23 protein-coding genes and 5 tRNA genes are annotated in these 25,890 nt (G+C 68.9%); 6 read left to right on the plus strand and 22 right to left on the minus strand.

What is annotated here, in order from left to right; all coding sequences use genetic code 11:
- Window positions 1-80 precede the first annotated feature (80 nt).
- The 12 genes from rpoB to EAT51_RS00830 all read right to left on the minus strand — a co-directional run bounded on the left by rpoB (window position 81) and on the right by EAT51_RS00830 (window position 10,092).
- Window positions 81-4,274: a DNA-directed RNA polymerase subunit beta gene (gene rpoB / locus EAT51_RS00775; protein ID WP_130515953.1), complete on the minus strand. Its 4,194-nt coding sequence runs from the start codon at window positions 4,272-4,274 to the stop codon at window positions 81-83.
- Window positions 4,275-4,569: 295 nt separating this feature from the next.
- The gene (gene rplL / locus EAT51_RS00780) at window positions 4,570-4,938 is read right to left on the minus strand and encodes a 50S ribosomal protein L7/L12 (protein WP_130515951.1); all 369 of its coding nucleotides are present in this window, start codon (window positions 4,936-4,938) and stop codon (window positions 4,570-4,572) included.
- A 42-nt stretch (window positions 4,939-4,980) separates the two neighbouring features.
- Entirely contained in the window at window positions 4,981-5,517 is a 537-nt protein-coding gene (gene rplJ, locus EAT51_RS00785) for a 50S ribosomal protein L10 (protein ID WP_130515950.1), read from the minus strand.
- A gap of 408 nt (window positions 5,518-5,925) precedes the next feature.
- The gene (rplA, locus tag EAT51_RS00790) at window positions 5,926-6,624 is read right to left on the minus strand and encodes a 50S ribosomal protein L1 (RefSeq protein WP_130515948.1); all 699 of its coding nucleotides are present in this window, start codon (window positions 6,622-6,624) and stop codon (window positions 5,926-5,928) included.
- Between the two features lie 4 nt (window positions 6,625-6,628).
- Window positions 6,629-7,057, minus strand: coding sequence for a 50S ribosomal protein L11 (rplK, locus tag EAT51_RS00795; protein WP_130515946.1), 429 nt, complete (start codon window positions 7,055-7,057; stop codon window positions 6,629-6,631).
- 203 nt (window positions 7,058-7,260) lie between these two features.
- Entirely contained in the window at window positions 7,261-7,818 is a 558-nt protein-coding gene (gene nusG / locus EAT51_RS00800; RefSeq protein WP_130515943.1) for a transcription termination/antitermination protein NusG, read from the minus strand.
- 13 nt (window positions 7,819-7,831) lie between these two features.
- Complete coding sequence (gene secE / locus EAT51_RS00805) at window positions 7,832-8,224, minus strand: preprotein translocase subunit SecE (RefSeq protein WP_130515941.1); 393 nt, start codon at window positions 8,222-8,224, stop codon at window positions 7,832-7,834.
- 59 nt (window positions 8,225-8,283) lie between these two features.
- Window positions 8,284-8,359: transfer RNA gene (locus EAT51_RS00810), tRNA-Trp, on the minus strand.
- 173 nt (window positions 8,360-8,532) lie between these two features.
- Window positions 8,533-9,723 (minus strand): elongation factor Tu, encoded by a 1,191-nt coding sequence (tuf, locus tag EAT51_RS00815; RefSeq protein ID WP_130515940.1) that lies wholly within the window; start codon window positions 9,721-9,723, stop codon window positions 8,533-8,535.
- Between the two features lie 51 nt (window positions 9,724-9,774).
- Window positions 9,775-9,850, minus strand: a tRNA-Thr gene (locus tag EAT51_RS00820).
- A gap of 53 nt (window positions 9,851-9,903) precedes the next feature.
- Window positions 9,904-9,977, minus strand: a tRNA-Gly gene (locus tag EAT51_RS00825).
- 29 nt (window positions 9,978-10,006) lie between these two features.
- Window positions 10,007-10,092, minus strand: a tRNA-Tyr gene (locus EAT51_RS00830).
- A 307-nt stretch (window positions 10,093-10,399) separates the two neighbouring features.
- Here EAT51_RS00830 and EAT51_RS00835 point away from each other — a divergent pair.
- On the plus strand, window positions 10,400-11,560 hold the full coding sequence (locus tag EAT51_RS00835) for an isovaleryl-CoA dehydrogenase (RefSeq protein WP_130515938.1): 1,161 nt from the start codon (window positions 10,400-10,402) through the stop codon (window positions 11,558-11,560).
- Between the two features lie 217 nt (window positions 11,561-11,777).
- On the opposite strand, the gene ychF is transcribed toward EAT51_RS00835, so the two are convergent.
- The 8 genes from ychF to EAT51_RS00875 all read right to left on the minus strand — a co-directional run bounded on the left by ychF (window position 11,778) and on the right by EAT51_RS00875 (window position 18,814).
- Window positions 11,778-12,869, minus strand: coding sequence for a redox-regulated ATPase YchF (gene ychF, locus EAT51_RS00840; RefSeq protein ID WP_130515936.1), 1,092 nt, complete (start codon window positions 12,867-12,869; stop codon window positions 11,778-11,780).
- Between the two features lie 79 nt (window positions 12,870-12,948).
- Complete coding sequence (gene pth, locus EAT51_RS00845) at window positions 12,949-13,530, minus strand: aminoacyl-tRNA hydrolase (RefSeq protein ID WP_130515934.1); 582 nt, start codon at window positions 13,528-13,530, stop codon at window positions 12,949-12,951.
- 54 nt (window positions 13,531-13,584) lie between these two features.
- Entirely contained in the window at window positions 13,585-14,253 is a 669-nt protein-coding gene (locus tag EAT51_RS00850) for a 50S ribosomal protein L25/general stress protein Ctc (protein WP_130515932.1), read from the minus strand.
- A 165-nt stretch (window positions 14,254-14,418) separates the two neighbouring features.
- Entirely contained in the window at window positions 14,419-15,378 is a 960-nt protein-coding gene (locus tag EAT51_RS00855) for a ribose-phosphate diphosphokinase (RefSeq protein WP_130515930.1), read from the minus strand.
- Window positions 15,379-15,526: 148 nt separating this feature from the next.
- Window positions 15,527-15,604, minus strand: a tRNA-Gln gene (locus EAT51_RS00860).
- Window positions 15,605-15,609: 5 nt separating this feature from the next.
- On the minus strand, window positions 15,610-16,491 hold the full coding sequence (gene ispE / locus EAT51_RS00865) for a 4-(cytidine 5'-diphospho)-2-C-methyl-D-erythritol kinase (protein ID WP_130515927.1): 882 nt from the start codon (window positions 16,489-16,491) through the stop codon (window positions 15,610-15,612).
- Window positions 16,488-17,135 carry a lipoprotein insertase outer membrane protein LolB gene (lolB, locus tag EAT51_RS00870; protein ID WP_130515925.1) on the minus strand — a complete coding sequence of 216 codons (648 nt, stop codon included), beginning with the start codon at window positions 17,133-17,135 and terminating at the stop codon, window positions 16,488-16,490. Before lolB ends, ispE begins: the two co-directional genes overlap by 4 nt.
- Window positions 17,132-18,814 carry a tetratricopeptide repeat protein gene (locus EAT51_RS00875; protein WP_165422672.1) on the minus strand — a complete coding sequence of 561 codons (1,683 nt, stop codon included), beginning with the start codon at window positions 18,812-18,814 and terminating at the stop codon, window positions 17,132-17,134. The genes lolB and EAT51_RS00875 overlap by 4 nt, the downstream gene beginning before the upstream one ends.
- 64 nt (window positions 18,815-18,878) lie before the next feature.
- Here EAT51_RS00875 and hemA point away from each other — a divergent pair, with 64 nt between their 5' ends.
- Entirely contained in the window at window positions 18,879-20,159 is a 1,281-nt protein-coding gene (hemA, locus tag EAT51_RS00880; protein ID WP_130515921.1) for a glutamyl-tRNA reductase, read from the plus strand.
- Entirely contained in the window at window positions 20,137-21,219 is a 1,083-nt protein-coding gene (gene prfA / locus EAT51_RS00885; protein WP_130515919.1) for a peptide chain release factor 1, read from the plus strand. The genes hemA and prfA overlap by 23 nt, the downstream gene beginning before the upstream one ends.
- Before the next feature lie 437 nt (window positions 21,220-21,656).
- Here the strand turns inward: prfA and EAT51_RS00890 are convergent, their stop codons facing one another.
- Complete coding sequence (locus tag EAT51_RS00890; protein WP_130515917.1) at window positions 21,657-22,397, minus strand: anti-sigma factor family protein; 741 nt, start codon at window positions 22,395-22,397, stop codon at window positions 21,657-21,659.
- Complete coding sequence (locus tag EAT51_RS00895) at window positions 22,394-22,903, minus strand: RNA polymerase sigma factor (protein WP_130515915.1); 510 nt, start codon at window positions 22,901-22,903, stop codon at window positions 22,394-22,396. The genes EAT51_RS00890 and EAT51_RS00895 overlap by 4 nt, the downstream gene beginning before the upstream one ends.
- A 139-nt stretch (window positions 22,904-23,042) precedes the next feature.
- Between EAT51_RS00895 and EAT51_RS00900 the strand changes: the two genes are divergently transcribed.
- The 3 genes from EAT51_RS00900 to moaB all read left to right on the plus strand — a co-directional run bounded on the left by EAT51_RS00900 (window position 23,043) and on the right by moaB (window position 25,864).
- Window positions 23,043-24,269, plus strand: coding sequence for a S8 family serine peptidase (locus EAT51_RS00900; protein WP_228257774.1), 1,227 nt, complete (start codon window positions 23,043-23,045; stop codon window positions 24,267-24,269).
- A gap of 83 nt (window positions 24,270-24,352) precedes the next feature.
- Window positions 24,353-25,237, plus strand: coding sequence for a hypothetical protein (locus EAT51_RS00905; RefSeq protein ID WP_130515913.1), 885 nt, complete (start codon window positions 24,353-24,355; stop codon window positions 25,235-25,237).
- 108 nt (window positions 25,238-25,345) lie between these two features.
- The gene (gene moaB / locus EAT51_RS00910; RefSeq protein WP_130515911.1) at window positions 25,346-25,864 is read left to right on the plus strand and encodes a molybdenum cofactor biosynthesis protein B; all 519 of its coding nucleotides are present in this window, start codon (window positions 25,346-25,348) and stop codon (window positions 25,862-25,864) included.
- Window positions 25,865-25,890: the final 26 nt, after the last annotated feature.

The following is a 25,890-nucleotide window of genomic DNA, read 5'->3' on the forward strand; positions in this document are numbered from 1 at the left end:
TCGGGTGACTGGGGATGGTCGGCGGCGCCTGCGCGCCGGCTTTGACCATTCCCTATTCCCGATTCCCCATTCCCGCCTCCTCAGTTGTCTTCCAGCTCCATGTTGATGGCCAGCGAGCGGATTTCCTTCACCAAGACGTTGAAGGACTCCGGCATGCCCGCGACCATCTCGTGTTCGCCATCGACGATGTTCTTGTACATCTGGTTGCGGCCCTGCACGTCGTCGGACTTGACGGTCAGCATTTCCTGCAGGGTGTGCGCCGCGCCGTAGGCTTCCAGCGCCCAGACTTCCATTTCGCCGAAGCGCTGGCCGCCGAACTGCGCCTTGCCGCCCAGCGGCTGCTGGGTGACCAGCGAGTACGGGCCGGTGGAACGCGCGTGCATCTTGTCGTCGACCAGGTGGTTCAGCTTCAGGTAGTGCATGTAGCCGACCGTGGTCTTGCGATCGAACGCCTCGCCGGTGCGGCCGTCGTACAGCTGCATCTGCGTCTTGCTGGCGTTGAAGCCGAGCAGTTCGGTTTCCGCATCGCCGTCCGGATAGGCCAGGTTGAGCATCTCGCGCAGCTCGTCCTCGTGGGCGCCGTCGAACACCGGGGTGGCCATCGGCACGCCGTCGGTGAGGTTCTGCGCCAGGCCGATCAGCTCCTCATCGCTGAACTGGTCCAGGTCCACACGATCACCGGCCAGGGCCTTGTCGTGGTTGTAGACCTTGGCCAGGAACGCGCGCAGCTCGCTGACCGCACGCTGCTGCTCCAGCATCGTCTGGATGCGCTTGCCCAGGCCCTTGGCGGCCCAGCCCAGGTGCACCTCGAGGATCTGGCCGATGTTCATGCGCGAAGGCACGCCCAGCGGATTCAGCACGATGTCCACGGTCTGGCCATTGGCCATGTACGGCATGTCCTCGACCGGCACCACGTTGGAGACCACGCCCTTGTTGCCGTGACGGCCGGCCATCTTGTCGCCCGGCTGGATGCGGCGCTTCACGGCCAGGAACACCTTGACCATCTTCAGCACGCCCGGCGCGAGATCGTCGCCCTGGGTGATCTTGCCGCGCTTGTCGGCGAAGCGACGCTCGAACTCCTTCTCGTGCGCCTGGACCTGCTTCTGCGCACGCTCGATGGCGTCGGCCGCGTCGTCATCCTTCATGCGGATGGCGAACCAGTCGGCCTTCTTCAGGCCGTCCAGGTAGGCGTCGGTGATGGTGTCGCCCTTCTTCAGGCCGGCACCGCCGTTGGCCACCTTGCCGACCAGCTGCGAGCGCAGGCGGGCGAAGATCGCGTTCTCCAGGATGCGGAACTGGTCGTCGAAGTCCTTCTTGACGCGCTTGATCTCGGAATCCTCGATCTGGCGCGCGCGCTTGTCCTTCTCGATGCCGTCGCGGGTGAACACCTGCACGTCGATGACCACGCCGTCCATGCCCGGGGGCACGCGCAGCGAGCTGTCCTTCACGTCCGAGGCCTTCTCGCCGAAGATCGCGCGCAGCAGCTTCTCTTCCGGGGTCAGCTGGCTCTCGCCCTTCGGCGTGACCTTGCCCACCAGGATGTCGCCGGCGCGCACTTCGGCGCCGATGTACACCACGCCGGACTCGTCGAGGCGGTTCAGCGCGCTCTCCGAGACGTTGGGGATGTCGGCCGAGATTTCCTCCGGCCCCAGCTTGGTGTCGCGCGCCTGGACGGTCAGTTCCTCGATGTGGATCGTGGTGTAGCGATCCTCTTCCACCACGCGCTCGGAGAGCAGGATGGAGTCTTCGAAGTTGTAGCCGTTCCACGGCATGAACGCGATCAGCATGTTCTGGCCCAGGGCCAGTTCGCCGATGTCGGTGGACGGACCGTCGGCCAGCACGTCGCCGCGCGCCACCACGTCGCCCACGTTCACCAGCGGACGCTGGTTGATGCAGGTGTTCTGGTTGGAGCGGGTGTACTTGATCAGGTTGTAGATATCCACGCCGGCATCGTGCTCGCCGGAGATCTCGTCCTCGTTGATCTTGACCACGATGCGGGCCGCGTCGATCTGCACCACTTCACCGCCGCGACGGGCATTGACCGTCACGCCCGAGTCACGCGCCACGGCGCGCTCGATGCCGGTGCCGACCAGCGGCTTCTGCGCACGCAGCGTCGGCACGGCCTGGCGCTGCATGTTGGCGCCCATCAGCGCGCGGTTGGCGTCGTCGTGCTCCAGGAACGGCACCAGCGCCGCGGCGATGGAAACGGTCTGCATGGGCGAGACGTCCATGAAGTCCACGTCCGACGGCGGCTTGAGCAGCGACTCGCCCTGGTAGCGGCACGGCACGAACTGCTCGGTCAGCTGGTTCTTGGCATCGCTGAGCGCGTTGGCCTGGGCGATGACGTACTCGTTCTCCTCGATCGCCGACAGGTACTCGATCTCGTCGGTGATGCGGCCGTCCACGACCTTGCGGTACGGCGTCTCGAGGAAGCCGTAGGCGTTGGTGCGGGCATACACCGCCAGCGAGTTGATCAGGCCGATGTTCGGGCCTTCCGGCGTCTCGATGGTGCAGACGCGGCCGTAGTGGGTCGGGTGCACGTCGCGCACTTCGAAGCCGGCGCGCTCGCGGGTCAGGCCGCCCGGGCCCAGGGCCGAGACGCGACGCTTGTGCGTGACTTCCGACAGCGGGTTGTTCTGGTCCATGAACTGGGACAGCTGCGAGGAGCCGAAGAACTCCTTGATCGCGGCGGCCACCGGCTTGGCGTTGATCAGCTCCTGCGGGGTCAGGCCTTCGGACTCGGCCATCGACAGGCGCTCCTTGACCGCGCGCTCGACGCGGACCAGGCCCACGCGGAACACGTTCTCGGCCATTTCGCCGACCGAACGCACGCGACGGTTGCCCAGGTGGTCGATGTCGTCGACCACGCCGCGGCCGTTGCGGATCTCGGTCAAGACCGAGATCACGTCCAGGATGTCCGAGCTCTGGCCATTGGTGGCGACCAGGCGCTTGGATTCCTCGTCGTTGCGCACGCTGAAGTACTTGTGGTCGTACAGCACCGACTCACCGGTGGTTTCCTTGCGGCCCACGCGGCGGTTGAACTTCATGCGGCCCACGGCCGACAGGTCGTAGCGCTCGAAGGTGAAGAACAGGTTGTGGAACAGGTTCTGCGCGGCGTCCTTGGTCGGCGGCTCGCCCGGACGCATCATGCGGTAGATCTCGACCAGGGCCTCGAGCTGGGTCTTGGTCGGGTCGATGCGCAGGGTGTTGGACAGGTACGGGCCACGATCCAGATCGTTCACCCACAGCGTGCCCACCACCTCGACGCCGGCCTTGCGGAACGCGGCCAGCTGGTCGTCGGTGATCTCGTCGTTGGCGTTGGCCAGCAGCTCGCCGGTCGAGGCATCGACCACGTCGTGCGAGAGGATGCGGCCCACCAGGTACTCATCGGGCACGGCCAGCGCGGCGATGCCGGAGGCTTCCAGCTGCTTGACGTGGCGCGCGGTGATGCGCTTGCCGGCCTCGACGATGACCTTGTCGCCATCGGCCAGGTCGAAGTTCAGCGTCTCGCCGCGCAGGCGCTCGGGCACCAGCTCCAGCTGCACGCCTTCGCTCGGGTCGATGTGGAAGGTGTTGATCTCGAAGAAGTGGTTGAGCATCTCCTCGTTGGAGTAGCCCAGCGCACGCAGCAGGATCGACACCGGCAGCTTGCGGCGACGGTCGATACGGGTGAACAGCGCGTCCTTCGGATCGAACTCGAAGTCCAGCCAGGAGCCGCGGTAAGGGATGATGCGGGCGCTGTAAAGCAGCTTGCCCGAGCTGTGGGTCTTGCCACGGTCGTGGTCGAAGAACACGCCCGGCGAACGGTGCAGCTGGGAGACGATGACGCGCTCGGTGCCGTTGACGATGAAGGTGCCGTTGTCGGTCATGAGCGGGATCTCGCCCAGATAGACCTCCTGCTCCTTCACGTACTTGATGGCCTTGGTCGAGGACTCGCGGTCGTAGATGACCAGGCGCACGGTCACGCGCAGCGGGGCGCCGTAGCTCATGCCACGCTGGCGGCACTCGCGCTCGTCGAAGGCCGGCTCGCCCAGCTTGTAGCCGACGTATTCCAGCGCGGCGTTGCCGGAGTAGCTGGAGATCGGGAACACGGACTTGAGCGCGGCGTGCAGGCCACGGTCCTCGCGCTTGGCGGCGTCAACGTGCTCCTGCAGGAACTCGCGGTAGGAATCGACCTGGATGGCGAGCAGGAACGGGACCTCGAGGATCGACCGCTGCTTGCCGAAGTCCTTGCGGATGCGCTTCTTTTCAGTGAACGAGTATGTCGTCGACATGGGACATTGCCTCTGGCATCGGGGGGCCACGCGTCCGCGACCCCTGGGGAACATTCTTTCGAATGGGAAGAACTGTCAGTTGGAAGTCGCTGGTATTGCCGGCACCAGCACGCCATCTCCCGCTACTTCCAACTACCAACTCGTGGATTTTCTCGCCGCGGTGCGGCGGACAACGAACGGCGTTGTTTGCTACGACTTACGTGTTGCGGACTGCTTTTTCAACAACGACCGAAGGCCAGGGGCTTTCGCCCCCGGCCTTTGGGTGTCGCCGATGGAACTAGGCGACGAATTGCAATTACTTCACTTCGACGGTCGCGCCAGCGGCCTCGAGGTCCTTCTTCATCTTCTCGGCATCTTCCTTCGACACGCCTTCCTTCAGGACGCCGCCGGCCTCGGTGAGGTCCTTGGCTTCCTTCAGGCCCAGGCCGGTGATGGCGCGGACGGCCTTGATGACGTCGACCTTCTTGGCGCCGGCGTCCTTCAGGATGATGTTGAACTCGGTCTGCTCTTCGACGGCGGCGGCCGGGCCAGCGGCGGCGGCAACGGCAACCGGGGCGGCGGCGGAGACGCCAAACTTGTCTTCGATCGCCTTGACCAGCTCCATGATCTCCATGAGGGTCTTTTCAGCGATGGCGTCGACGATCTGCTCGGTGGACAGGGACATTGTGTTTACCTTCGGTCAAATTTCTGGAATGGGATACGGGAATCAGGCCGTTTCAGCCGGGGCTTCCGCCTCGGCCGGCGCTGCATCGCCACCGCCCTGCTGCTCGGCCACGGCCTTGATGGCGCGGGCGAACATCGTGACGGGTTCGGCCAGGACGCGGGCCAGCATGGCCAGGGCCTGATCGCGGGTCGGCAGCGAAGCCAGGACGTCGACGTGGCTGGCCGGATACAGCTGGCCGCCCACGGCCACAACCTTGGGCTGCAGCTTGTCGTTGGACTTGGCGAATTCCTTGATCAGGCGACCGGCAGCGCCGGGCTCCTCGGTCGAGAACGCGTACAGCAGCGGTCCGACCAGCGAGTCCTTGGCGCACTCGTATTCGGTACCTTCGACAGCACGGGCGGCCAAGGTGTTCTTGACCACGCGCAGGTACACGCCGGACTCGCGCGCCTGCTTGCGCATCGCGGTCATCTGGGAGACCGTGGTGCCTGCGTACTCGGCGGCGATCAAGGAGTGCGCCTTGGCGGCGACGTCTGCCAGCTCGGCGACAACTTCTTGCTTCTGGGACAGATTGAGAGCCATTAATCACTCCTCATTGTGAACTCCGCTCACGGCTCCTGCCGCTTGCGGTCCAGGGCAGCGTCCGTCCTGGACGCCGGGGACGCCTTCGCGTCCCACTGGTGGCCTTATCAACTGGCCTGCGCGAAGCAAGACCAGAAACCGATGAAGGCGGCACCATCTGCGCGGGCTGGCCCAAGGCCAATCAAGCAGTCCCGCTAGCGCCGACGCCGAATCCTTGCCAGGACCGAGCTTCCCTGCCCGTCGTCGGAGCGCGCTGACCGCACCTGCGGTCTTTGACGGCTTTCTGCGGCTCGCACCGCAGATCGCCCCCAAACGCGGGAACACATGGCGGGGATCGAGAGACGAGTGGCCGGCGCTGTTCCTTTGCCTTGACTCGTCGCCCTGCCCCGCTACGCGTTCCCGTCTTTCTTACTTCAGGTTCAGCGAGGACTGGTCCACGGTCACGCCGGGGCCCATGGTCGAGCTGATCGAGATCTTCTGCAGGTACTGGCCCTTGGCGGTCGAGGGCTTGGCCTTGACCAGGTCGGCCAGCAGGGCCTGCAGATTGTTCTTCAGGGCTTCGTCCTCGAAGGAGGCCTTGCCGATGGTGCAGTGGATGATGCCGGCCTTGTCGGTGCGGTAGCGCACCTGACCCGACTTGGCGTTCTTCACCGCTTCGGCCGGGTTCGGCGAGACGGTGCCGACCTTCGGGTTCGGCATCAGGCCGCGCGGGCCCAGGACCTGACCCAGCTTACCGACCACGCGCATCGCGTCCGGCGTGGCGATGACCACGTCGTAGTTCAGATCGCCGGCCTGCATCTTCTCGGCCAGGTCGTCCATGCCGACCGCTTCGGCGCCGGCGGCCAGGGCTTCGTCAGCCTTGGCACCGGCCGGGGCGAACACCGCCACGCGCACGGCCTTGCCGGTACCGGCCGGCAGCACGGTCGAACCGCGCACCTGCTGGTCGGACTTCTTGGCATCCACGCCCAGACGCACGGCCACGTCGATGGACTCGACGAACTTGGCCTTGGCGGCGGTCTTGAGGATGTTCACGGCCTCTTCGAAGGCGTACGCCTTGCCCGGGGTCACGGCGGCCAGGATGGCCTTCTGTCGCTTGTTCATTGCCATGTCTTCAGCCCTCGACCGTCAGACCCATGGAACGGGCCGAGCCCGCAATCGTGCGCACCGCCGCGTCCAGATCGGCCGCGGTCAGATCGGGTTCCTTCGCCTTGGCGATGTCCTCGAGCTGCTTGCGGGTGACCTTGCCCACCTTCTCGGTGTTGGGGCGCTTGGAGCCGGACTGGATGCCCACCGCCTTCTTCAGCAGCACCGAAGCCGGGGTCGACTTGGTCACGAAGGTGAAGGTACGGTCCGAGTAGGCGGTGATGATGACCGGGGTCGGCAGACCCGGCTCGAGCTTGGAGGTCGCTGCGTTGAACGCCTTGCAGAACTCCATGATGTTCAGACCGCGCTGACCCAGCGCAGGACCGACCGGCGGCGAGGGGTTGGCCTGGCCGGCCTTCACCTGCAGCTTGATGTAACCGACAACTTTCTTTGCCATTTCAATGCTCTCCGGGTGCTAGCGCCTAGGATCAGGCTCCCCATCGGATCGGGAAAATCACGCGTCCCGACATCGCGTATGCGTTCGCGACAAAGGCCGCCAACGAGGGCGGCCATTGCGGTTGCCCGGCTGACCGGACAAGGGAGCCGGGCACTATAGCAGGTTTTGGGCCGTCCGGCGCAAGCGGCGCCGGCGGCGGGGGCTCAGGCCTTCTCGACCTGGCCGAATTCCAGCTCCACCGGGGTGGAGCGGCCGAAGATGAGCACGGCCACGCGCAGGCGGCTCTTCTCGTAATTGACTTCCTCGACCACGCCGTTGAAGTCGTTGAACGGGCCGTCGACCACGCGGACCATCTCGCCCGGCTCGAACAGCACCTTCGGACGCGGCTTCTCGACACCTTCCTGAACACGGTCCAGGATCGCGGCAGCCTCTTCGTCGCGGATCGGCAGCGGACGGTCGGCGGTGCCGCCAATGAAGCCCAGGACCTTGCTGGTGTCCTTCACCAGGTGCCAGGACTCGTTGTCCATGCGCGGGATGCCGGCTTCGTCGTGGGTCTCGATCTGGACCAGCACGTAGCCGGGGAAGAACTTGCGCTCGGACCGGCGCTTCTGGCCCGACCGCATCTCCACCACTTCCTCGGTGGGCACCAGCACGTCGCCGAAGCGATCTTCCATGCCGTCGCGCACGATCCGATCGCGCAGCGCCTGTGCCACGGACTTCTCAAAGCCTGAATAGGCGTGTACCACGTACCAACGCTTCACTGTGGAAATCTCCTCAACGGCCCATCGTGAACAGTTTTTCGACCAGCCACTGAATGCCGAAGTCGAAGCCAGCCAGGATCAGGCTGAGGATCACCACCACCACCATCACCACCCAGGTCATGCGCAGCGACTCCTGACGGGTCGGCCACACCACCTTGCGCAGCTCGAAGCGCGACTCGGACAGGAATTCCAGGGTGTCCTTGCCCTTGGCCGTGGCCACAAACACCGCGGCGCCGGCGACCAGGCCGACGATCACGATCAGCGCGCGCAGCGGGGTCGCCCACTGGCCGGCAGACCACCACCACACCACCAGGCCGGCAACGACCAGTGCCCCGGCCGCCACGTACTTGGCGATATCGCCCGCGGACGTGGTCGGCGCCTTGGATGGTTGGATCTTGCTGTTCATTCGGGTTGGATGTGCCGCCTTGCACTGCACCGCCTGCGAAGGCGGGACGATCTGGACAGTGGCACGCCAGGAGGGACTCGAACCCCCAACCTGCGGTTTTGGAGACCGCTGCTCTGCCAATTGAGCTACTGGCGTATGAACTGTAAAGGCACCGGCGAACCGCAAGACTCGCCCGTGCCGATGCGTGGACTCCCGCGGGTGCGGGACTGATAGCTTGGTGCGTCTATGTCGAGTCGCTGGATCCCCGCTTTCGCGGGGATGACGCTCCGGCAAAGGCGCTCGCGCTTGCGCGCGAGCGCGCCGTCACGTCACTTGATGATCTTGGCCACCACGCCGGCGCCGACGGTACGGCCACCCTCGCGGATCGCAAAGCGCAGGCCTTCGTCCATCGCCACCGGGTTGATCAGCGTGACCTTCATCTTCACGTTGTCGCCCGGCATCACCATCTCGGTGCCTTCCGGCAGCTCGATCGCACCGGTGATGTCGGTGGTGCGGAAGTAGAACTGCGGACGGTAGCCCTTGAAGAACGGCGTATGACGGCCACCCTCATCCTTGGACAGCACGTACACCTCGGCCTCGAACTCGGTGTGCGGGGTGATCGAACCCGGCTTGGCCAGCACCTGGCCACGCTCCACGTCGTCACGCTTGGTGCCGCGCAGCAGCAGACCCGCGTTGTCGCCCGCCTGGCCCTGGTCCAGCAGCTTGCGGAACATTTCCACGCCGGTCACGGTCGTCTTCTGGGTCGGACGGATACCGACGATCTCGATTTCCTCGCCCACCTTGATCACGCCGCGCTCGATACGGCCGGTCACCACGGTGCCGCGGCCCGAGATCGAGAACACGTCTTCCACCGGCATCAGGAACGCCTTGTCGACGTCACGCTCCGGGGTCGGAATCCAGGTGTCCAGCGCCTCGACCAGCTTCAGGATCGCCGGCACGCCGATCTCCGACTGGTCGCCTTCCAGCGCCAGACGGGCCGAACCGTGGATGATCGGGGTGTCGTCGCCCGGGAACTCGTACTTGCTCAGCAGTTCGCGGACTTCCATCTCCACCAGCTCCAGCAGCTCGGCGTCGTCCACCATGTCGGCCTTGTTCAGGAACACGACGATGTACGGCACGCCCACCTGGCGCGAGAGCAGGATGTGCTCGCGGGTCTGCGGCATCGGGCCGTCAGCGGCCGAGCACACCAGGATCGCACCGTCCATCTGGGCGGCGCCGGTGATCATGTTCTTCACGTAGTCGGCGTGGCCCGGGCAGTCCACGTGCGCGTAGTGGCGGCTCGGCGATTCGTATTCCACGTGCGCCGTGGAGATCGTGATGCCGCGCGCCTTCTCTTCCGGCGCCGCGTCGATCGCGTCGTAGGCCTTGAACTCGCCGCCGAAACGCTCCGCGCCCACCTTGGTCAGCGCCGCCGTCAGCGTCGTCTTGCCATGGTCAACGTGACCAATCGTGCCCACGTTCACGTGCGGCTTGGTGCGCTCGAACTTACCCTTTGCCATGGCTGCTTCTTCTCGGATCGTTAGATAAGAGGGTGAAACGTACTGCTTGGATGGTGCTCACGAAAGGAATCGAACCTTCGACCTCCTCCTTACCAAGGAGGTGCTCTACCGACTGAGCTACGTGAGCGTGAAACGTGTGGCAGCTGCGGACCATCTGGCGACGATGGAGCGGCAGTTCAATGGAGCGGGAGACGGGAATCGAACCCGCACCATCAGCTTGGAAGGCTGAGGTTCTACCGTTGAACTACTCCCGCGCCGGGATACCGCAACTGCTCGAACTTCTTGGTGGAGGGAGGTGGATTCGAACCACCGAAGGCGTAAGCCAGCAGATTTACAGTCTGCCCCCGTTGGCCGCTTGGGTATCCCTCCGGATGACGCTTGGGTCCGGCCTTTCGGGCCGGGGTGAAACAGCCGGTGATTCTGGCGTGGGATCGATGTGCTGTCAACGACTGCGCGAGGATCCTGCCCGATTCACCGATGCGCCTGGAGCGGGCGCATGCTCGCCTGCGAAGGCGAGCCCCACGGCGGCCTGCCGCGGGGGCGCGCATTGTGGCAGGCAATGGCCGCCACGGGAAGCACCATGTTGCCCTGCGGCGTGCCATCACGGGCGCTCGTCTTCAGCCTGTATGGTGCGCAGCGCGTCGGATCGTGGCGTGGCGCCTGACTTCGGAGACTCATGACACAGGATTTCAGCTTCGAGCTTGGCGAGGACATCGACCAGCTCCGCGACGCCGTGCGCACGTTTTCCAGCGAGGTGATCGCCCCGCTGGCCGACCAGGCCGACCGCGACAACGCCTTCCCTAACGCGCTATGGCCGCAGCTGGGGCAGATGGGCCTGCTCGGACTGACCGTGGAGGAGGAATACGGCGGCACTGCGCTGGGTTACCTGGCGCACGTGGTGGCCATGGAGGAGATCTCGCGCGCGTGCTCGGCCATCGGCCTGTCCTACGGCGCGCATTCCAACCTGTGCGTCAACCAGCTGCGCAAGAACGGCGACACCGCGCAGAAGGCGCGCTACCTGCCCAGGCTCGTCAGCGGCGAGCACATCGGCGCGCTGGCGATGAGCGAGGCCGGGGCCGGTTCGGACGTGGTCGGCATGAAGCTGCGCGCGGACCGGCGCGGCGATCGCTACCTGCTCAACGGCACCAAGATGTGGATCACCAACGGGCCCGACGCGCACACGCTGGTGGTGTACGCCAAGACCGATCCGGCGGCCGGGGCGCGCGGCATCACGGCGTTCATCGTCGAACGCGGGTTCAAGGGCTTTTCCACCGCGCAGAAGCTGGACAAGCTGGGCATGCGCGGGTCGAACACCTGCGAGCTGGTGTTCGAGGACTGCGAGGTGCCCGAGGAGAACATCCTGGGCGGCCTGGGCCAGGGCGTGAAGGTGCTGATGTCCGGCCTGGACTACGAGCGCATCGTGCTCTCCGGCGGTCCGCTGGGGATCATGGCCGCGTGCCTGGACACGGTGCTGCCCTACGTGCGCCAGCGGCGGCAGTTCGGCCGGCCGATCGGCGAGTTCGAGCTGATGCAGGGCAAGCTGGCCGACATGTACGTGGGCTTCAACGCCTGCCGCGCCTACGTGTACGCGGTGGCGCGCGCCTGCGACCGCGGCCGCAGCACGCGCAAGGACGCGGCCGGGGCGATCCTCTACAGCGCCGAGAAGGCCACCTGGATGGCCGGACAGGCGATCCAGGCGCTGGGCGGCAACGGCTACATCAACGAGTACCCGACCGGGCGGCTGTGGCGCGACGCCAAGCTCTACGAGATCGGCGCGGGCACCTCGGAGATCCGGCGCATGCTGATCGGGCGTGAGCTGGTGGGCCGCTCGGATTGAGCGGTCCGGCGGGATCCCGGAACGGGTGACGCGTGCCGTGTCCGCAGCGCCCAGCGCCCTTGGCTCACTGCGCCAGAGTCGCTGGGTTCCCGCTTTCGCGGGAACGACGACAGGGATGCCTGTCAGCGACTCCAGGACGCATGCAACGAAAAGGCCGCGCAATGCGCGGCCTTCTCATGACGACTAGGCAATAGCGACCCGCAGGGCCGCGTCCGGCTCATACGTTGAAGCGGAAATGCAGGATGTCGCCTTCCTGCACCTTGTACTCCTTGCCTTCCAGCCGCAGGCGCCCGGCCTCCTTGGCCCCGGCCTCGCCCTTGTACTTGATGAAATCGTCGTAGGCGATGGTCTCGGCGCGAATGAAGCCCTTCTCGAAGTCGGTGTGGATCACCGCCGCGGCCTTGGGCGCCGTCGAGCCGGCCTTGACCGTCCAGGCGCGCACTTCCTGCACGCCGGCGGTGAAGTAGGTCTGCAGGCCGAGCAGCTGGTAGGCGGCGCGGATCACGCGGTTCAGGCCGGGCTCTTCCAGGCCCAGGTCGGCCAGGAAGGCGTCGCGGTCGGCGTCCTCCAGCTGCGAGAGCTCCTCTTCGATCGCCGCCGACACCGGCACCACCTGGGCGCCTTCGGCCTGCGCGCGGGCGCGCACGGCGTCCAGGTGCGGATTGTTCTCGAAGCCGTCCTCCAGCACGTTGGCGATATACATCACCGGCTTGAGGGTGAGCAGGAACAGGTCGCGCACCAGCGCCTTCTCCTCCTCGTCCAGGCCGGCCGCACGACCGGGCTTGCCGTCGTCCAGCGCCTTGCGCAGCTTCTCCAGCACCGGCTTGCGCGCGATCATTTCCTTGTCGCCGCCCTTGGCGCCGCGCTCGGCGCGGTTGAGCGCCTTCTCCACGCTGTCCAGGTCGGCCAGCGCCAGCTCGGTGTCGATGGTCTCGATGTCCGAGATCGGATCGACCTTGTTGTTCACGTGGATGATGTCGCCATGCTCGAAGCAGCGCACCACGTGGGTGATCGCATCGACCTCGCGGATGTGCGCCAGAAACTTGTTGCCCAGGCCCTCACCGCTGGCCGCACCGGCGACCAGGCCGGCGATGTCGACGAACTCCACCGCCGTGGGCACGACCCGCTGCGGCTTGACGATTTCCGCCAGCGCGCCCAGGCGCGGATCCGGCACCGGCACCACGCCCACGTTGGGCTCGATGGTGCAGAACGGGAAGTTGGCCGCGGCGATGCCCGCCTTGGTCAACGCGTTGAAGAGGGTCGACTTGCCGACGTTCGGCAGGCCGACGATGCCGCATTTGATGCCCATGTGTGTCATCCGGGAATGGAGAATCGGGAATAGGGAATCGAAGAGCGTGGCCGCCTTTCCATTCCCCATTCCCCATTCCCTATTTGCCCTGCGTGTGCAACCGCTTCATCGCCTCGTTGAAATCGCCGGCCACTGCCAGGGGCAGCACGTCCAGCGCGTCGTCGATCGCACGGCCGATCAGGATTTCGTCGTCCGCGCTCGGTCGGCCCAGCACCCAGCCGGTGACCTTGTCCTTGTGGCCGGGATGGCCGATGCCGATGCGCAGGCGGCCGAAGCGCGCGTGGCCCAGCAGCCTGATGGTGTCGCGCAGCCCGTTCTGGCCGCCGTGGCCGCCGTCGAACTTCAGGCGCGCGATGCCGGGCGGCAGGTCCAGTTCGTCGTGGACCAGCAGCGTCTGCTCGGGCTCGAGCTTCCAGAAGCGCAGGGCCGCCACGACCGACTTGCCCGATAGATTCATGTAGGTGGCCGGCTTGAGCAGGCGCACCGTCTGCCCGCCAAGGCTGACCTGGGCGGTCTCGCCGAACAGCTTGGCGTCCACGGCGAAGCGCGCGCCCAGCTGCATGGCGAGGGTGTCGACAAAACGGAACCCGGCGTTGTGCCGGGTCCGCAGGTGTTCGGGTCCGGGATTGCCCAGCCCGACGATGAGACGCACGCCTTCCATCGAAGGTTCGCCGAACCGCCGGGACGCGCCGCTGGCGCGCCCCGGCGCGTCCGGTTACTCGGCGTCCTTGGCTTCGCTGTCGTCGGCGACCTTGGCGGCCGGCACGTCGGCCGACGCCTCGCCCTCGGCGGACTCGTCCTCGACCTTGACGTACTTGGCGGTGACCACGGCCACGTCGTGCTCGGCGCCCAGCTTCAGCTCCGGCAGTTCCACGCCCTTGGGCAGCTTGAGCTGCGAGAGGTGGATCACGTCGCCGACGGCCAGGTTGGACAGGTCCAGCTCGATGAACTCGGGCAGGTCGCCCGGCAGGCACTCGACCACGACTTCGTTGAGCTCGTGGGCGACCACGACGTCGGCGGCCTTGCCGGCCGGCGAGGTGTCCTGGCCCAGGAAGTGCAGCGGCACGGCGGTGCGGATGGACTCCTTGTCGTTCACGCGCTGGAAGTCCAGGTGCATGATCTGCTGCTTGTACGGATGGCGCTGCATGTCACGCAGCAGCACCTTCTGCACGTCGCCGTTGAGGCTCAGCGAGAGGATCGAGGAGTAGAACCAGTCGTGCTGGCTGGCCAGCCAGACGTCGTTGTGGCTCAGCTGGATGCTGACCGGCTTGAGGTCGCCACCGTAGACGATGGCGGGGACGCTACCAGCGTGACGCAGGCGGCGGCTCGCACCCTTCCCCCCGTCCTCGCGGCGCTCCACCTTGATTTCATGTGTCGTTGCCATGGGTTTTTCACTTCTTTGCTTGAGTAAGCCACCTCGCGGTGGCGATGCGACTCCCCCGCGACCAGGAGAGCCGTTGGAAGGCCGGGATTCGGCATTCGGGATTGGGGATTCGCCAAGCGCGCTAACGCCTTGCGAATCGCCAATGCCCAATCCCCAATCCCGACCTCAATCCACGTACAGCGAGCTGACCGACTCGCCGAAGGCGATGCGGCGGATGGTCTCGGCCAGCATGCTGGCCACCGACAGCTGACGGATCTTGCTGCAGCCCTTGGCCGCATCCGACAGCGGGATGGTGTCGGTGACCACCAGCTCGTCCAGCACCGACTTGTTGAGGTTGTCCACGGCCGGGCCGGACAGCACCGGATGGGTGCAGTAGGCGGCGACCTTGGTCGCGCCCCGGTCCTTCAGCGCCGCGGCGGCGGCGCACAGGGTGCCGGCGGTGTCGACGATGTCGTCGACCATCACGCACTCCTTGCCCTCGACGTCGCCGATGATGTTCATCACCGTGGACACGTTGGCGCGCGGACGGCGCTTGTCGATGATCGCCAGCTCCGCATCGTCCAGGCGCTTGGCGACCGCGCGGGCGCGCACCACGCCGCCCACGTCCGGCGAGACCACCATCATCTTGTCGGTACCGTAGGCGCGCCAGATGTCGGCCAGCAGCAGCGGCGAGGCGTAGACGTTGTCGACCGGGATGTCGAAGAAGCCCTGGATCTGGTCGGCGTGCAGATCGACGGTGAGCACGCGGTCGGCGTTGACCGCGCTGAACATCTTGGCGGCGACCTTGGCGGTGATCGGCACGCGCGAGGAGCGCAGGCGGCGATCCTGGCGCGAGTAGCCGAAGTACGGCACCACCGCGGTGACGCTGGCGGCGCTGGCGCGCTTGAGCGCGTCGATGATCACCAGCAGCTCCATCAGGTTCTCGGCGCTGGGCGCGCAGGTCGGCTGGATCACGAACACCTCCTGCCGGCGCACGTTCTCCTCGATCTCCACCTGCACCTCGCCGTCGGAGAAGCGCGAGACCATCGCCTTGCCCGGACGCACGCCGAGTTCGCGGCAGATGCTGTGGGCCAGCGGCTTGTTGGCGTTGCCGGAAAAGACCAGCAGGCTGCGATCGTCTTGCATGGGAATCTCGTGGGACAGCGGCAGGAAAGCGGGATGGACGGCACTGCGCGGGCGCCGGACTGCGTGGCGTGCAGGCCGAGGACTCGCCTTGCGCGTCCCGGGCCGATGAGGCAACCGGTCGGGCCGCGCGCGCATGCGATGAGGACATTGGCTGGGGCGGTAGGATTCGAACCTACGAAATGCCGGGATCAAAACCCGGTGCCTTAGGCCTCTTGGCGACGCCCCAGTGGATCAGTCCTTGCGTGCGCTCCCGTCCAGGGCGTCCAGCAGGGGCGAACGCGCCGCCCCGGCCACCACCCAGCCGCGCAGTTCGCTCGGCAGCAAGGCCAGTCCGGCCTGGGCGGCCTGAAGGCTTGCGAACTCCACGAAACAGCCGCTGCCCGTCCCCGTCAGTCGTGGCGTCCCGATGCGCGAGAGCGTGGCGAAGACCGCCTCGATGGCAGGTTCGCGACGACGCAGCACCGGCTCGAACACGTTGTCGGGCACGGATCCGGAAAGGAAGTCCGCTATTTTCACGGGTGCGGCATTGCGCGTCAAATCCGGGGAGGCGAACAGGACCGGCGTGGCGACATGCAGGCCGGGGTCGACCAGCACATACCAGGCCGGCGGCAGCGCGATCGGGGTCAGGCGCTCGCCGACGCCTTCGGCCCAGGCGTTGCGCCCTCGCACGAAGATCGGCACGTCCGCGCCCAGCGTCAGGCCCAGCGCGGCCAGCGCGTCCTCGCCCAGGGCCGTGCCCCAGAGGTGGTCCAGGACGCGCAGGACGGTGGCGGCATCGGACGAACCGCCGCCGAAGCCACCGCCGGCCGGAATGCGCTTTTCGACGCGGATATCCGCACCAAGCGCGACGTTGGCGTGCTTTTGCAGCAACTTGGCGGCACGAACCAGCAGATCGTCGGCCTCCGCCACGCCCGGCACCGAGTCGCCGACGCGGGCGATCACCCCGTCCTGGCGCAGCCGGATGCCGACAGTGTCGCCCCAGTCCAGCAGCCGGAAGGCGCTCTGCAGCTCGTGGTAGCCATCCGGGCGACGGCCGGTGATGCGCAGACACAGGTTCAGCTTGGCCGGCGCCGGCCACCAGGACCAGCCGCCGGGCACGAGGGACTGGCTCATGGCGTCGCGACGGCCGGTTGCCAGGTGTCGACGATCAGGCGCACGCGCGCATCGCCGCGCTGGGCCTCGATCCGTGCCGGCAGCGCCGGCGTGCCGTCCGCCGCCGGCGGCTGCCAGGCGGTGAAGTCGATGGTCCAGCCGCCCTGCTGCAGCCGGGACAGCTGCCCGTCGGCACCGTAGGCGAGCCGGGCCGGCGCCAGCGTCGGCGCGGCCTGACCGCGGATCCAGTAGGCCAGGGCCTGCACGGGAATCTCCCAGCCGGTGGTCTCAAACAGCAGCTGGCCGGCGTCGGCGCCCTGGCGCGGGCCGCCGTCAACGCCCTCCAGCCGCACGTGCCCGGGGCTGCCGACCAGGCGCCAGGTCTGGCGCGTGACCGGTGCGGCGAGCGCGACATCGAATGCGTCGCTGCGCTGGGTCCAGTCGATGCGGCCGCTGCCGCCCTTGTCGGCGCGGCGGATCGCCACCCGCCCGGTCATCGACCAGTCGCGGTGGGCGGCCAGCCAGGTCTCGCGCGCGGCCTGGGCGTCGGCCGCGATACCAGCATCGACCGGGGCCGGCGCCGGTCCACGCACGCCGGGGCTGGCGCAGCCAGCCAGCAGCAGGACGCCGCACAGCGCGGCCACGGACAGGAGGCGAGCGATCATGCGCCGGTCTTCTCCAGCGCGCGCTGCAGCGAGCGGTTGTCCGGATCGAGCCGGCGCGCCTCTTCGAACAGCTTGCGCGCCTCCTCGTGCTGGCCCTTCTCCCACAGCAGCTGGCCCAGGTGGGCGGCGATCTCCGGGTCCTTCATCAGCGTGTAGGCGCGGCGCAGCTGCACCAGCGCCTCGTCCTTGCGGCCCAGGCGATAGAGCACCCAGCCGTAGCTGTCGATGATCGCCGCCTCGTCCGGCGCCGCGGCGCGGGCGCGGTCGATCAGCTCCAGCGCTTCCTTGTAGCGGTCGGTGCGGTCGGCCAGGGTGTAGCCCAGCGCGTTGAGCGCGGCGGTGTTGGTCGGGTCGGTGACCAGCACGCGGCGCAGGTCGGCCTCGGCGCGGTCGATGCGGTCGCGCCGCTCCCAGGCCAGGCCGCGCGCGTAGAGCAGGTTGTTGTCGTCGGGATAGGCGGCCAGGCCGCGGGCCAGGGCGTCCAGTTCGCCGGCATCGTCGTCGTGCTTCTGGCGCAGTTCGGCCTCCAGCAGGTAGGCGTCGCGGCGGGCGGATTCGTCGATGGACGCGTCGGCCTGCATGGCATGGACCCGGGCGAAGGCCTCTTCGGTGCGGCCGAGCTGGTCGAGGGTGCCGATCGCGCGCAGGCCCGCCTCGATCGCGTGCTCGCCGGCGCCGACGCCCTCGTACCACCCCAGCGCGTCCTGCGGGCGCTTGAGGTATTCGGCGATCTGGCCCAGCAGCAGGCGCTGGGCCGGGTCCTGCGCCTCGGCCGAGGCCTTGGCCTCGTCGTACAGCGCGGCCAGGCCGGCGTCATCCTGGGCCTTGGCCAGCAGCGAGGCGCGCAACCCGAAGCTGCGCGTGTCCTGCGGCCCCTTGGCCAGGGCGGCGGCGGCCAGCGCGGGCGAGCCCAGGTGGTCGTATTCGGCGGCCACGCCCAGGCGCACAGATGGGTCCAGGTTGGCCTGGCCCTGCAGGTCGGCCAGCACCTGGCGGGCCTGGTCGAGCTTGCCAGCCTGGCGCAGCTGGCTGGCATGCAGCAGGGCCACGCGCGGATTGACCGGGAAGCGCTTGACCACCTCGCCGACGATGCGTTCGGCCAGCGCCGGCTGGTCCAGCGACTGGGCCAGGCCGCCGAAGGCCAGCCAGGCGGTCAGGTCGTTCGGCAGCGCCTTGTCGTCCAGCAGCTGGCCGAGCAGGCGCCCGGCCAGGGCCGGGTCGCGGCCGCCGCTGCCCAGCACGGTCAGCGCGTAGCGCCAGGCCTGCGGGTCCCTGTCGCGCAGCAGGGATTCGAGCTGGCGCCGGGCCACGCGCTCGCGCCCCTCGCGCAGCGCCACGGTGGCCTGGGCCGCGCGCATGGCCAGCGAACTGGGCGCGCGCTGCTGCCACAGCGCCAGCGCCTGCGCGGCGCGCGCGTCGTCATTGGCCAGCAGGGCGATGCGGGTGGCCAGTTCGGCCAGGCCCACGTCGTGGCCGGCCTGGGCGGCCTGCAGGTACCAGCGCGCGGCCTCGGGCAGCTTGCCAGCCTGCAGGGCGAATTCGCCGGCCATGACCGGCTCGAGCACCGCGCCGGTCGTCCCGCCTGGCGGGACCGACTCCTTGGCGAGGACCGCGGCAGAGGATGCGAATCCGGCAACGAACAGCAGCAACGGCGGGACGAAACGCATCTTTGCGGGCATTAGGGGGAACCGGGCCGTAAAATGGCAGGCAACAACACGCCAGCAGCTTAGCGCAAGCCCCGAAATGACGTTGTGGGTCCTTGGACTGAATCACCAGACCGCGCCGGTCACCCTGCGCGAACGGGTGGCCTTTGCCGGCGAGGCGCTGCCTGCGGCGCTGGACGCGCTGCGCGCCCTGCCGCAGGTCAGCGAGGCCGCGCTGCTGTCCACCTGCAACCGGACCGAGCTCTACGCCGTGGCCGACGACGCCACGCCGCTGGTGCAGTGGCTGGCCGCGCATGGCGAGGGACTGGACACGTATCTGTATCGCCACCGCGATGCCGACGCGGTGCGCCACCTGTTCCGCGTGGCCACCGGGCTGGATTCCATGGTGCTGGGCGAGCCGCAGATCCTGGGCCAGGTGAAGGACGCCTGGGCCCTGGCGCGCGAGCATCAGGCGCTGGGCAGCGGCCTGGACCGGCTGTTCCAGCAGGCCTTCGCCGTGGCCAAGCGCGCGCGCACCGACACCCGCGTCGGCGCCAACCCGGTGTCGGTGGCCTCCACCGCGGTGCGGCTGGCGCAGAACTCCTTCGCCCGCCTGAGCGACTCGACCGTGCTGCTGGTCGGCGCCGGCGAGACCATCGAGCTGGCCGCCCGGCATCTGAGCGAAGGCAAGGTGCGGCGCCTGCTGATCGCCAACCGCACCCTGGCCCATGCCCAGGCGCTGGCCAGCCAGCACGGCGGCTATGCCCTGCCCCTGGACGAGCTGGACCGCCACCTGGCCGAGGCCGACGTGGTGTTCTCCGCCACCGCCGCGCGCGAGCCGGTGATCAGCCGCGCGCAGGTCGCCCAGGCGCTGACGCGGCGCCGGCACAAGCCGATGATGCTGTTCGACCTGGCCGTGCCGCGCGACATCGAGGCCAGCGTCGCCGACCTGGCCGACGCCTATCTCTACACGGTCGACGACCTGGAGCGCGCGGTCGAGGAAAACCGCCGCAGCCGCCGCCAGGCCGCCGACGAGGCCGAGGCCATCATCGACCTGCAGGTGGCGCGCTTCGTCGAGACGCTGCAGGCCGCCCCGCGCCAGGAGCCGCTCAAGCGCCTGCGCGCCTACGGCGAGACCACGCGCCGCGATGCGCTGGAGAAGGCCCAGGCGCAGCTGGCCAACGGCCGCGACCCGGCCCAGGTGCTGGAGCAGCTGGCCCACACCCTGACCAATCGCCTGCTGCACCCGCCGACCGCCGCCCTGCGCGAAGCGGCGCTGCGCGGCGATACCGAACTCACCCGCGCCGCCGAACGGCTGTTCCCGGCCAAGGCCCCCTACTCCCACGCCACGTTGCCCGATGACGCCGACCCTGCGCCGTAAGCTGGAAGCGCTGGCCGAGCGTCGCGAAGAACTCGAACGCCTGCTCGCGGACCCGTCCGTCGTCGCCGACACCACGCGCTTCCGCGACCTCTCGCGCGAGTTCGCCCAGCTGGCGCCGCTGGCCAGCGCACTGGACGCCGAGGTGCGCGCCAAGGCCGACCTGGTCGCCGCCGAGGCGCTGCGCGCCGACCCGGAGATGCGCGAGCTGGCCGAAGAGGAAATCGCCAGCGCGCAGACGCGCCTGGCCGAGCTGGAGGACGAACTGCTGGCCCTGCTGGTCCCGCGCGATCCGCGCGACGAGGGCAACCTGTTCCTGGAGGTGCGCGCCGGCACCGGCGGCGACGAGGCGGCGATCTTCGCCGGCGACCTGTTCCGCATGTACGCGCGCTACGCCGAGCGCCAGGGCTGGAAGGTGGAAGTGGAATCCGACAGCCCCGGCGAGCACGGCGGCTACAAGGAAGTGGTGGCGCGCATCGTCGGCCGCGGCGCGTATTCCCGGCTGAAGTTCGAGTCGGGCACCCATCGCGTGCAGCGCGTGCCGGCGACCGAATCGCAGGGCCGCATCCATACCTCCGCCGCGACGGTGGCGATCATCCCCGAGGCCGACGAGGTCGAGGAGATCGTGATCAATCCGGCCGATCTGAAGGTCGACACCTTCCGCTCCTCCGGCGCCGGCGGCCAGCACGTCAACAAGACCGATTCGGCGATCCGCATCACCCACGTGCCGACCGGCGTGGTGGTCGAGTCGCAGACCGAGCGCAGCCAGCACGCCAACCGCGACAAGGCGATGAAGCGGCTCAAGGCCCAGCTGCTGGACGCCGAGCGCAGCCGGCAGGCCGCGGCCGAGGCGCAGACGCGCAAGCTGCAGGTCGGCAGCGGCGACCGCAGCCAGCGCATCCGCACCTACAACTTCCCGCAGGGCCGCATCACCGACCACCGCGTCGAGGGCCTGACCCTGTACGACCTGCCCAACATCATCGAAGGCGGCCTGGACGAGCTGATCGGCCGGCTGGCGCAGGAGCACCAGGCCGACGAACTGGCGCGGTTGGCTGAGGGCTGAGCCAAGCGCAGAGCGTGGGCGCGCCTGCTGGGTGGATCAGGCCGTCGTTCCGGCACGCGCGTAGCGGGTCGAGGGAACGGCGCGACAGGCTGAAAGCCAAGAGCGCGGTGGGGAGAGCCCGCGCCGTCCATGCACTCGCGGACATGCATCAGTCCGTCATTCCCGCGAAGGCGGGAATCCATGGACGTGACGCTTCAGATCACAGGGCATCGAACCAGGTGATGGCCGCCCCAAGGCAGAACACCAACAGCCGTGGCTCCTGCGGACGCGGGCACCCAGTGCCTTCGAGTTTCCCGCGTCAACGTCCATGGGTTCCCGCCTTCGCGGGAACGACGGTAGTGGGACTGTAGGGACTTGAAACAGGGAGCCCACTGGAAGGTGCATGCTTCCAGGAAGCGACAGTCCGCCTGACCCTGTTCCGCCGGCTAGCCCGTCGCTCAGCGCCAGCCCGCCTTGCGCGCAGCCTGCTCCCCACCGGCATCCAGCGCGTCGCCGTCGATACGCGCATCCACCGCATCGAGCACCGCCGGCGGCAGCGGCGAGGCGGCCTGCCTGAGCTCGCCCTGCGCGTGCTCGGCATCGCGCGCCAGCACCGGCAGCGACCAGCCCTGGGCGCCGCGGCAGGCCAGGCCCGCGGTCCTGGCCGATTCGACGCGGAAGGCGCGGCAGTACTGCCCGTCCTGGTCGCGGAAGCTCAGGGCGATCTGCACCTTGCCCGCGCGGTCGGCAGAGAGCTGATCGTCCAGCGCGGCGGCCAGCGCGCCGCGTGCCTGCAGGCCGTCGGCGCCCTGCACCCAATCCGCGCCGCCGGTGCCGCGCAGCCAGGGCAGCGCGATCACCGCCAGCACGACGCCGGCCGCCAGCGCGCCCAGATGCGTCCACAGCGTGCGCGCCCGCTTGCGCGGCGGGAACGCCACCACGTTGCTCGGCGCCGCCGTCGGCTCGGCCGCGGGCGATGCCGCGCCGTGGCCCAGGACGAACTGCACCAGCGCGTCGGGCATCGGCTCCTCGAGCGTGGCGGCATGCGAAGTGCGCAGGCGCGCGTCCAGACGCTGCTGCCGCGCCACACGCGCGGCCAGTTCCGGATCGCGCGCCAGCGCGGCATCGACCTGCGCCGCGTCCTGCGGGTCCAGCTCTTCGTCCAGGTAAGCCATCAGGGTGGCGTCGTCGATGTTCATGTCGCTTCTCCAGGTTCGCCCAGCAGGGCCTGCAACGCCTCGCGTCCACGCGCGAGTCGGCTGGTCAGGGTGCCGATCGGAATCTCCAGCACCTGCGCGGCCTCGCGGTAGGCCAGGCCTTCCACCAGCACCAGCGCGATGGCGCTGCGCTGTTCCTCCGGCAGGCGCGCCATCGCCGCCTCCACCGACAGGCGCAGCGCGTGCGCCCCGACCGCGTCCTCGCCGACCTGCTCGCCCAGCTCCGCATCGGCGAACACCTCCTGGCCGCGCCGGCGCGCGCGCACCTCGTCGATCCAGGCGTTGCGCACGATGCGATACAGCCAGGGATCCAGCGGCTGGGCCGGATCCCACTGCGCCGCGCGCGCCAGGGCGCGCTCGGCGGCGACCTGCAACAGGTCGTCCGCATCGTGCGGTGTGCCGGCCAGATTGCGTGCGTAACGGCGGAGTTTGGGCAGCCGCTCGCACAGCGCCTGGCGGAAACACGGGCTCGCCGCGTCCTGCTTCATGCCTGATATACGATTGGGAAGCCAGATTGCTTCCATGACCCGCGCAACATTTTTCCCCCTGCCACGGCGATCCCAAGGCGGCGCGATCCTAGCGCAGACGGTCGCCCTTGCGGCGCTGCTGGCCTGTGCGCCGGTCGCCATGGCCCAGTTGCAGCCGCTGCCGCCCCTGCCGCAGGCCGCCGCGCCGATCACCCGGACGCTGGGGCAGGTCGTGGACCCGCTGATGCGCGACGCCACCACCCTCGCCGACCGCACCCTCACCCACGCACGCCAGCTCGGCCAGCGCCAGCTGCTGCGCGAGCACCGCGACGTGCTCGATACCGACCCCAATGACAACGTGGTGATCCGCAGCCAGGTCCTGGCGCTGGCGCCGACCCCCGAGGCGCTGGAACGCGCGCGCCAGGCGGGCTTCACCGTCGAGGCGCCGCGCCGGCTGGACGGGCTGGACCTGGAGGTTGTGGCGCTGCGCGCGCCGGCCGGCCAATCCACGCGCCGGGCGGTCGAAGCGTTGCGCGCACTCGATCCGGCCGGCAGCTACGACTACGACCACCTCTATGCCAGCAGCGGCGCGGCCGAAGCGGCCAGCGGCGCTGCGGCGACGCCCGCCGCGGGAGGGGCCACGCCCTGGCGCGTCGGCCTGGTCGACAGCGGCGTGGACGCCGGCCACCCCGCGCTGAAAGGCGCGCAGGTGCAGCGCTGGGGCTGCGACGACCAGCCGCACCCGGACCTGCACGGCACCGCGGTGGCCTCGCTGCTGGTCGGCGATGGCCAGCACGCGCAGCCCGGCGTGCAGTTGTTCGCCGCCGATGTGTATTGCGGCGCGCCGACCGGCGGCAACGCGTTGGAAGTCGCCCAGGCCCTGGCCTGGCTGGCCCGGCAGCAGGTCCGCGTGGTCAATCTGAGCCTGGTCGGGCCGGACAATGCGCTGCTCAAGCGGGCGGTGGCCGCCGCCATCGGGCGCGGCATGGTCGTGGTCGCCGCGGTCGGCAACGATGGGCCGGCGGCGGCGCCGCTGTTTCCTTCGGCCTATCCAGAGGTGATCGGCGTGACCGCGGTCGATCCGCGCGATCGCGTCCTGCCCGAAGCCGGGCGCGGTCCGCAGGTGGATCTGGCGGCGGTCGGCGCGCAGGTGGAGGCCGCCGCGCCGGGCGGCAGGTTCGAACGCATGCGCGGCACCTCGTTCGCCGCCCCGCGCGTGGCCGCGCTCGCTGCGAAAGCCTTGGCCGTGCATCCGGACGAGGATGCCGACGCCCTGCTCGCCGCCCTGGCGGCGCATGCGCGCGACCTCGGCAAGCCGGGCCCGGACCCGGTCTACGGCCGCGGGCTGGTCCCGGGCACGCCAGATGAACAGGCGGCAACACGTTAGAAACGCCGGGAAGAAATTTTCCCGCTGGGCCGTAGTGCTTCCTGAAGGCAGCGGATTTCCCGCGCCAACGAGGGAGACATCTCATGCGTCACAACACTCTGACGTGGGCCACGGCCGCCATCATCGCGCTGGCCAGCACCGGTGCATCGGCTCAGGTCCTGGGCGGTCTGGGTGGCCAGGTGGGCGGCGCCATCGGCGGCGCCGGCAACCTTGGCGGCCAGATCGGCGGCGTCGGTGCGCCCGTGAACGGCATCGGCAACACCATCGACAACACCCGCGGCATGGCCGGCGATCGCCTGCAGCAGACCCGCAACCGCGCCGAGCGCGCCACCCAGCGCGCCCAGCAGCGCGCGTCGGACACCGCCGCCTCGGTGCGCGACCAGGCGCAGTCGGTCGGCGGCCAGGCGCAGGCGCTGGGCAACGCCGCCGGTTCGACCGCGTCGCTGACCGGTGACGCCAGCGGCACAGGCAACGCCGCCGCCAGTGCCTCGAACGGCGACCTGAGCGGTGCGCTCAACGGGGCCGGCAACGCGGCTGGCTCGGCCAGCCTCGACACCAGCGGTGTGACCAGCGCCGCCGAGTCCAGCGCGGCGCAGGCCGTCGGCTCGGCCCGCGCCGGCGCCAGCCAGGCCACGCAGGGCGTGCGCAACACCGCCGGCCGCGTGCGCAACGGCGCGCAGGCCGCCGCGACCCGCGCCCAGAGCGGTGTGCAGGGCGCCGCCAGCCAGGTCGGCAGCGCCGCCTCGCAGGCCGGTGACAGCGCCGCGTCGACCAGCGCCAACGGCTCGGCCTCGGGCAACGCCAACGGCAACGGCGCGCTGGGCAACAGCCTGGGCAACAGCACCAGCAACGCCGCCGCCTCCGGCAACACCAGCGGCAACACCAGCGGCAGCGCCTCGCGCAAGGGCGTGAACGCCTCGGTCGGCGGCTCGGCCAACGGGTCGGCCAACGCCAGCACCCAGCCGTAAGCGTCAGCTGCGGTCCGCACCGGCGCCGGCTTCCTTCGGGAGGCCGGCGTCTTTCATTTGGACATGGCCTTCGTTGAAGCCTCACCGCCCTGGGCTTAGGCTGGCGCGATGAGCCATGCAGATACCTTGATTCCCCTGCGCCTGTGCGTGCTGACCGTCTCCGACTCGCGCACCCTGGCCAACGACAGCTCCGGCGACTACCTGGTCCAGGCCGCCACCGACGCCGGCCACCTGCTGCACGAGCGCACGCTGGTGAAGGACGACATCTACCGCATGCGCGCCATCGTCTCGGCCTGGATCGCCGATGACGAGGTGGACGGCGTGCTGATCACCGGCGGCACCGGCTTCACCGGGCGCGATTCCACGCCCGAGGCGATCGCGCCACTGCTGGACAAGCAGATGCCCGGCTTCGGCGAGCTGTTCCGCGCGGTCAGCGTGGGGGAGATCGGCACCTCCTCGCTGCAGTCGCGCGCCTTCGCCGGGCTGGCCAACCAGACCTTCGTGTTCTGCCTGCCGGGCTCGACCTCCGCCTGTCGCACGGCCTGGGAGAAGATCGTCTCGGCCCAGCTCGACGCCCGCACCCGGCCCTGCAACCTGGCGACCCTGCGGCCACGGCTGAAGGAATAAGCTCGGCCGCCACGCCCGCGCCAGGA

The organism is Pseudoxanthomonas winnipegensis, assembly GCF_004283755.1.
GTDB lineage: Bacteria > Pseudomonadota > Gammaproteobacteria > Xanthomonadales > Xanthomonadaceae > Pseudoxanthomonas_A > Pseudoxanthomonas_A winnipegensis.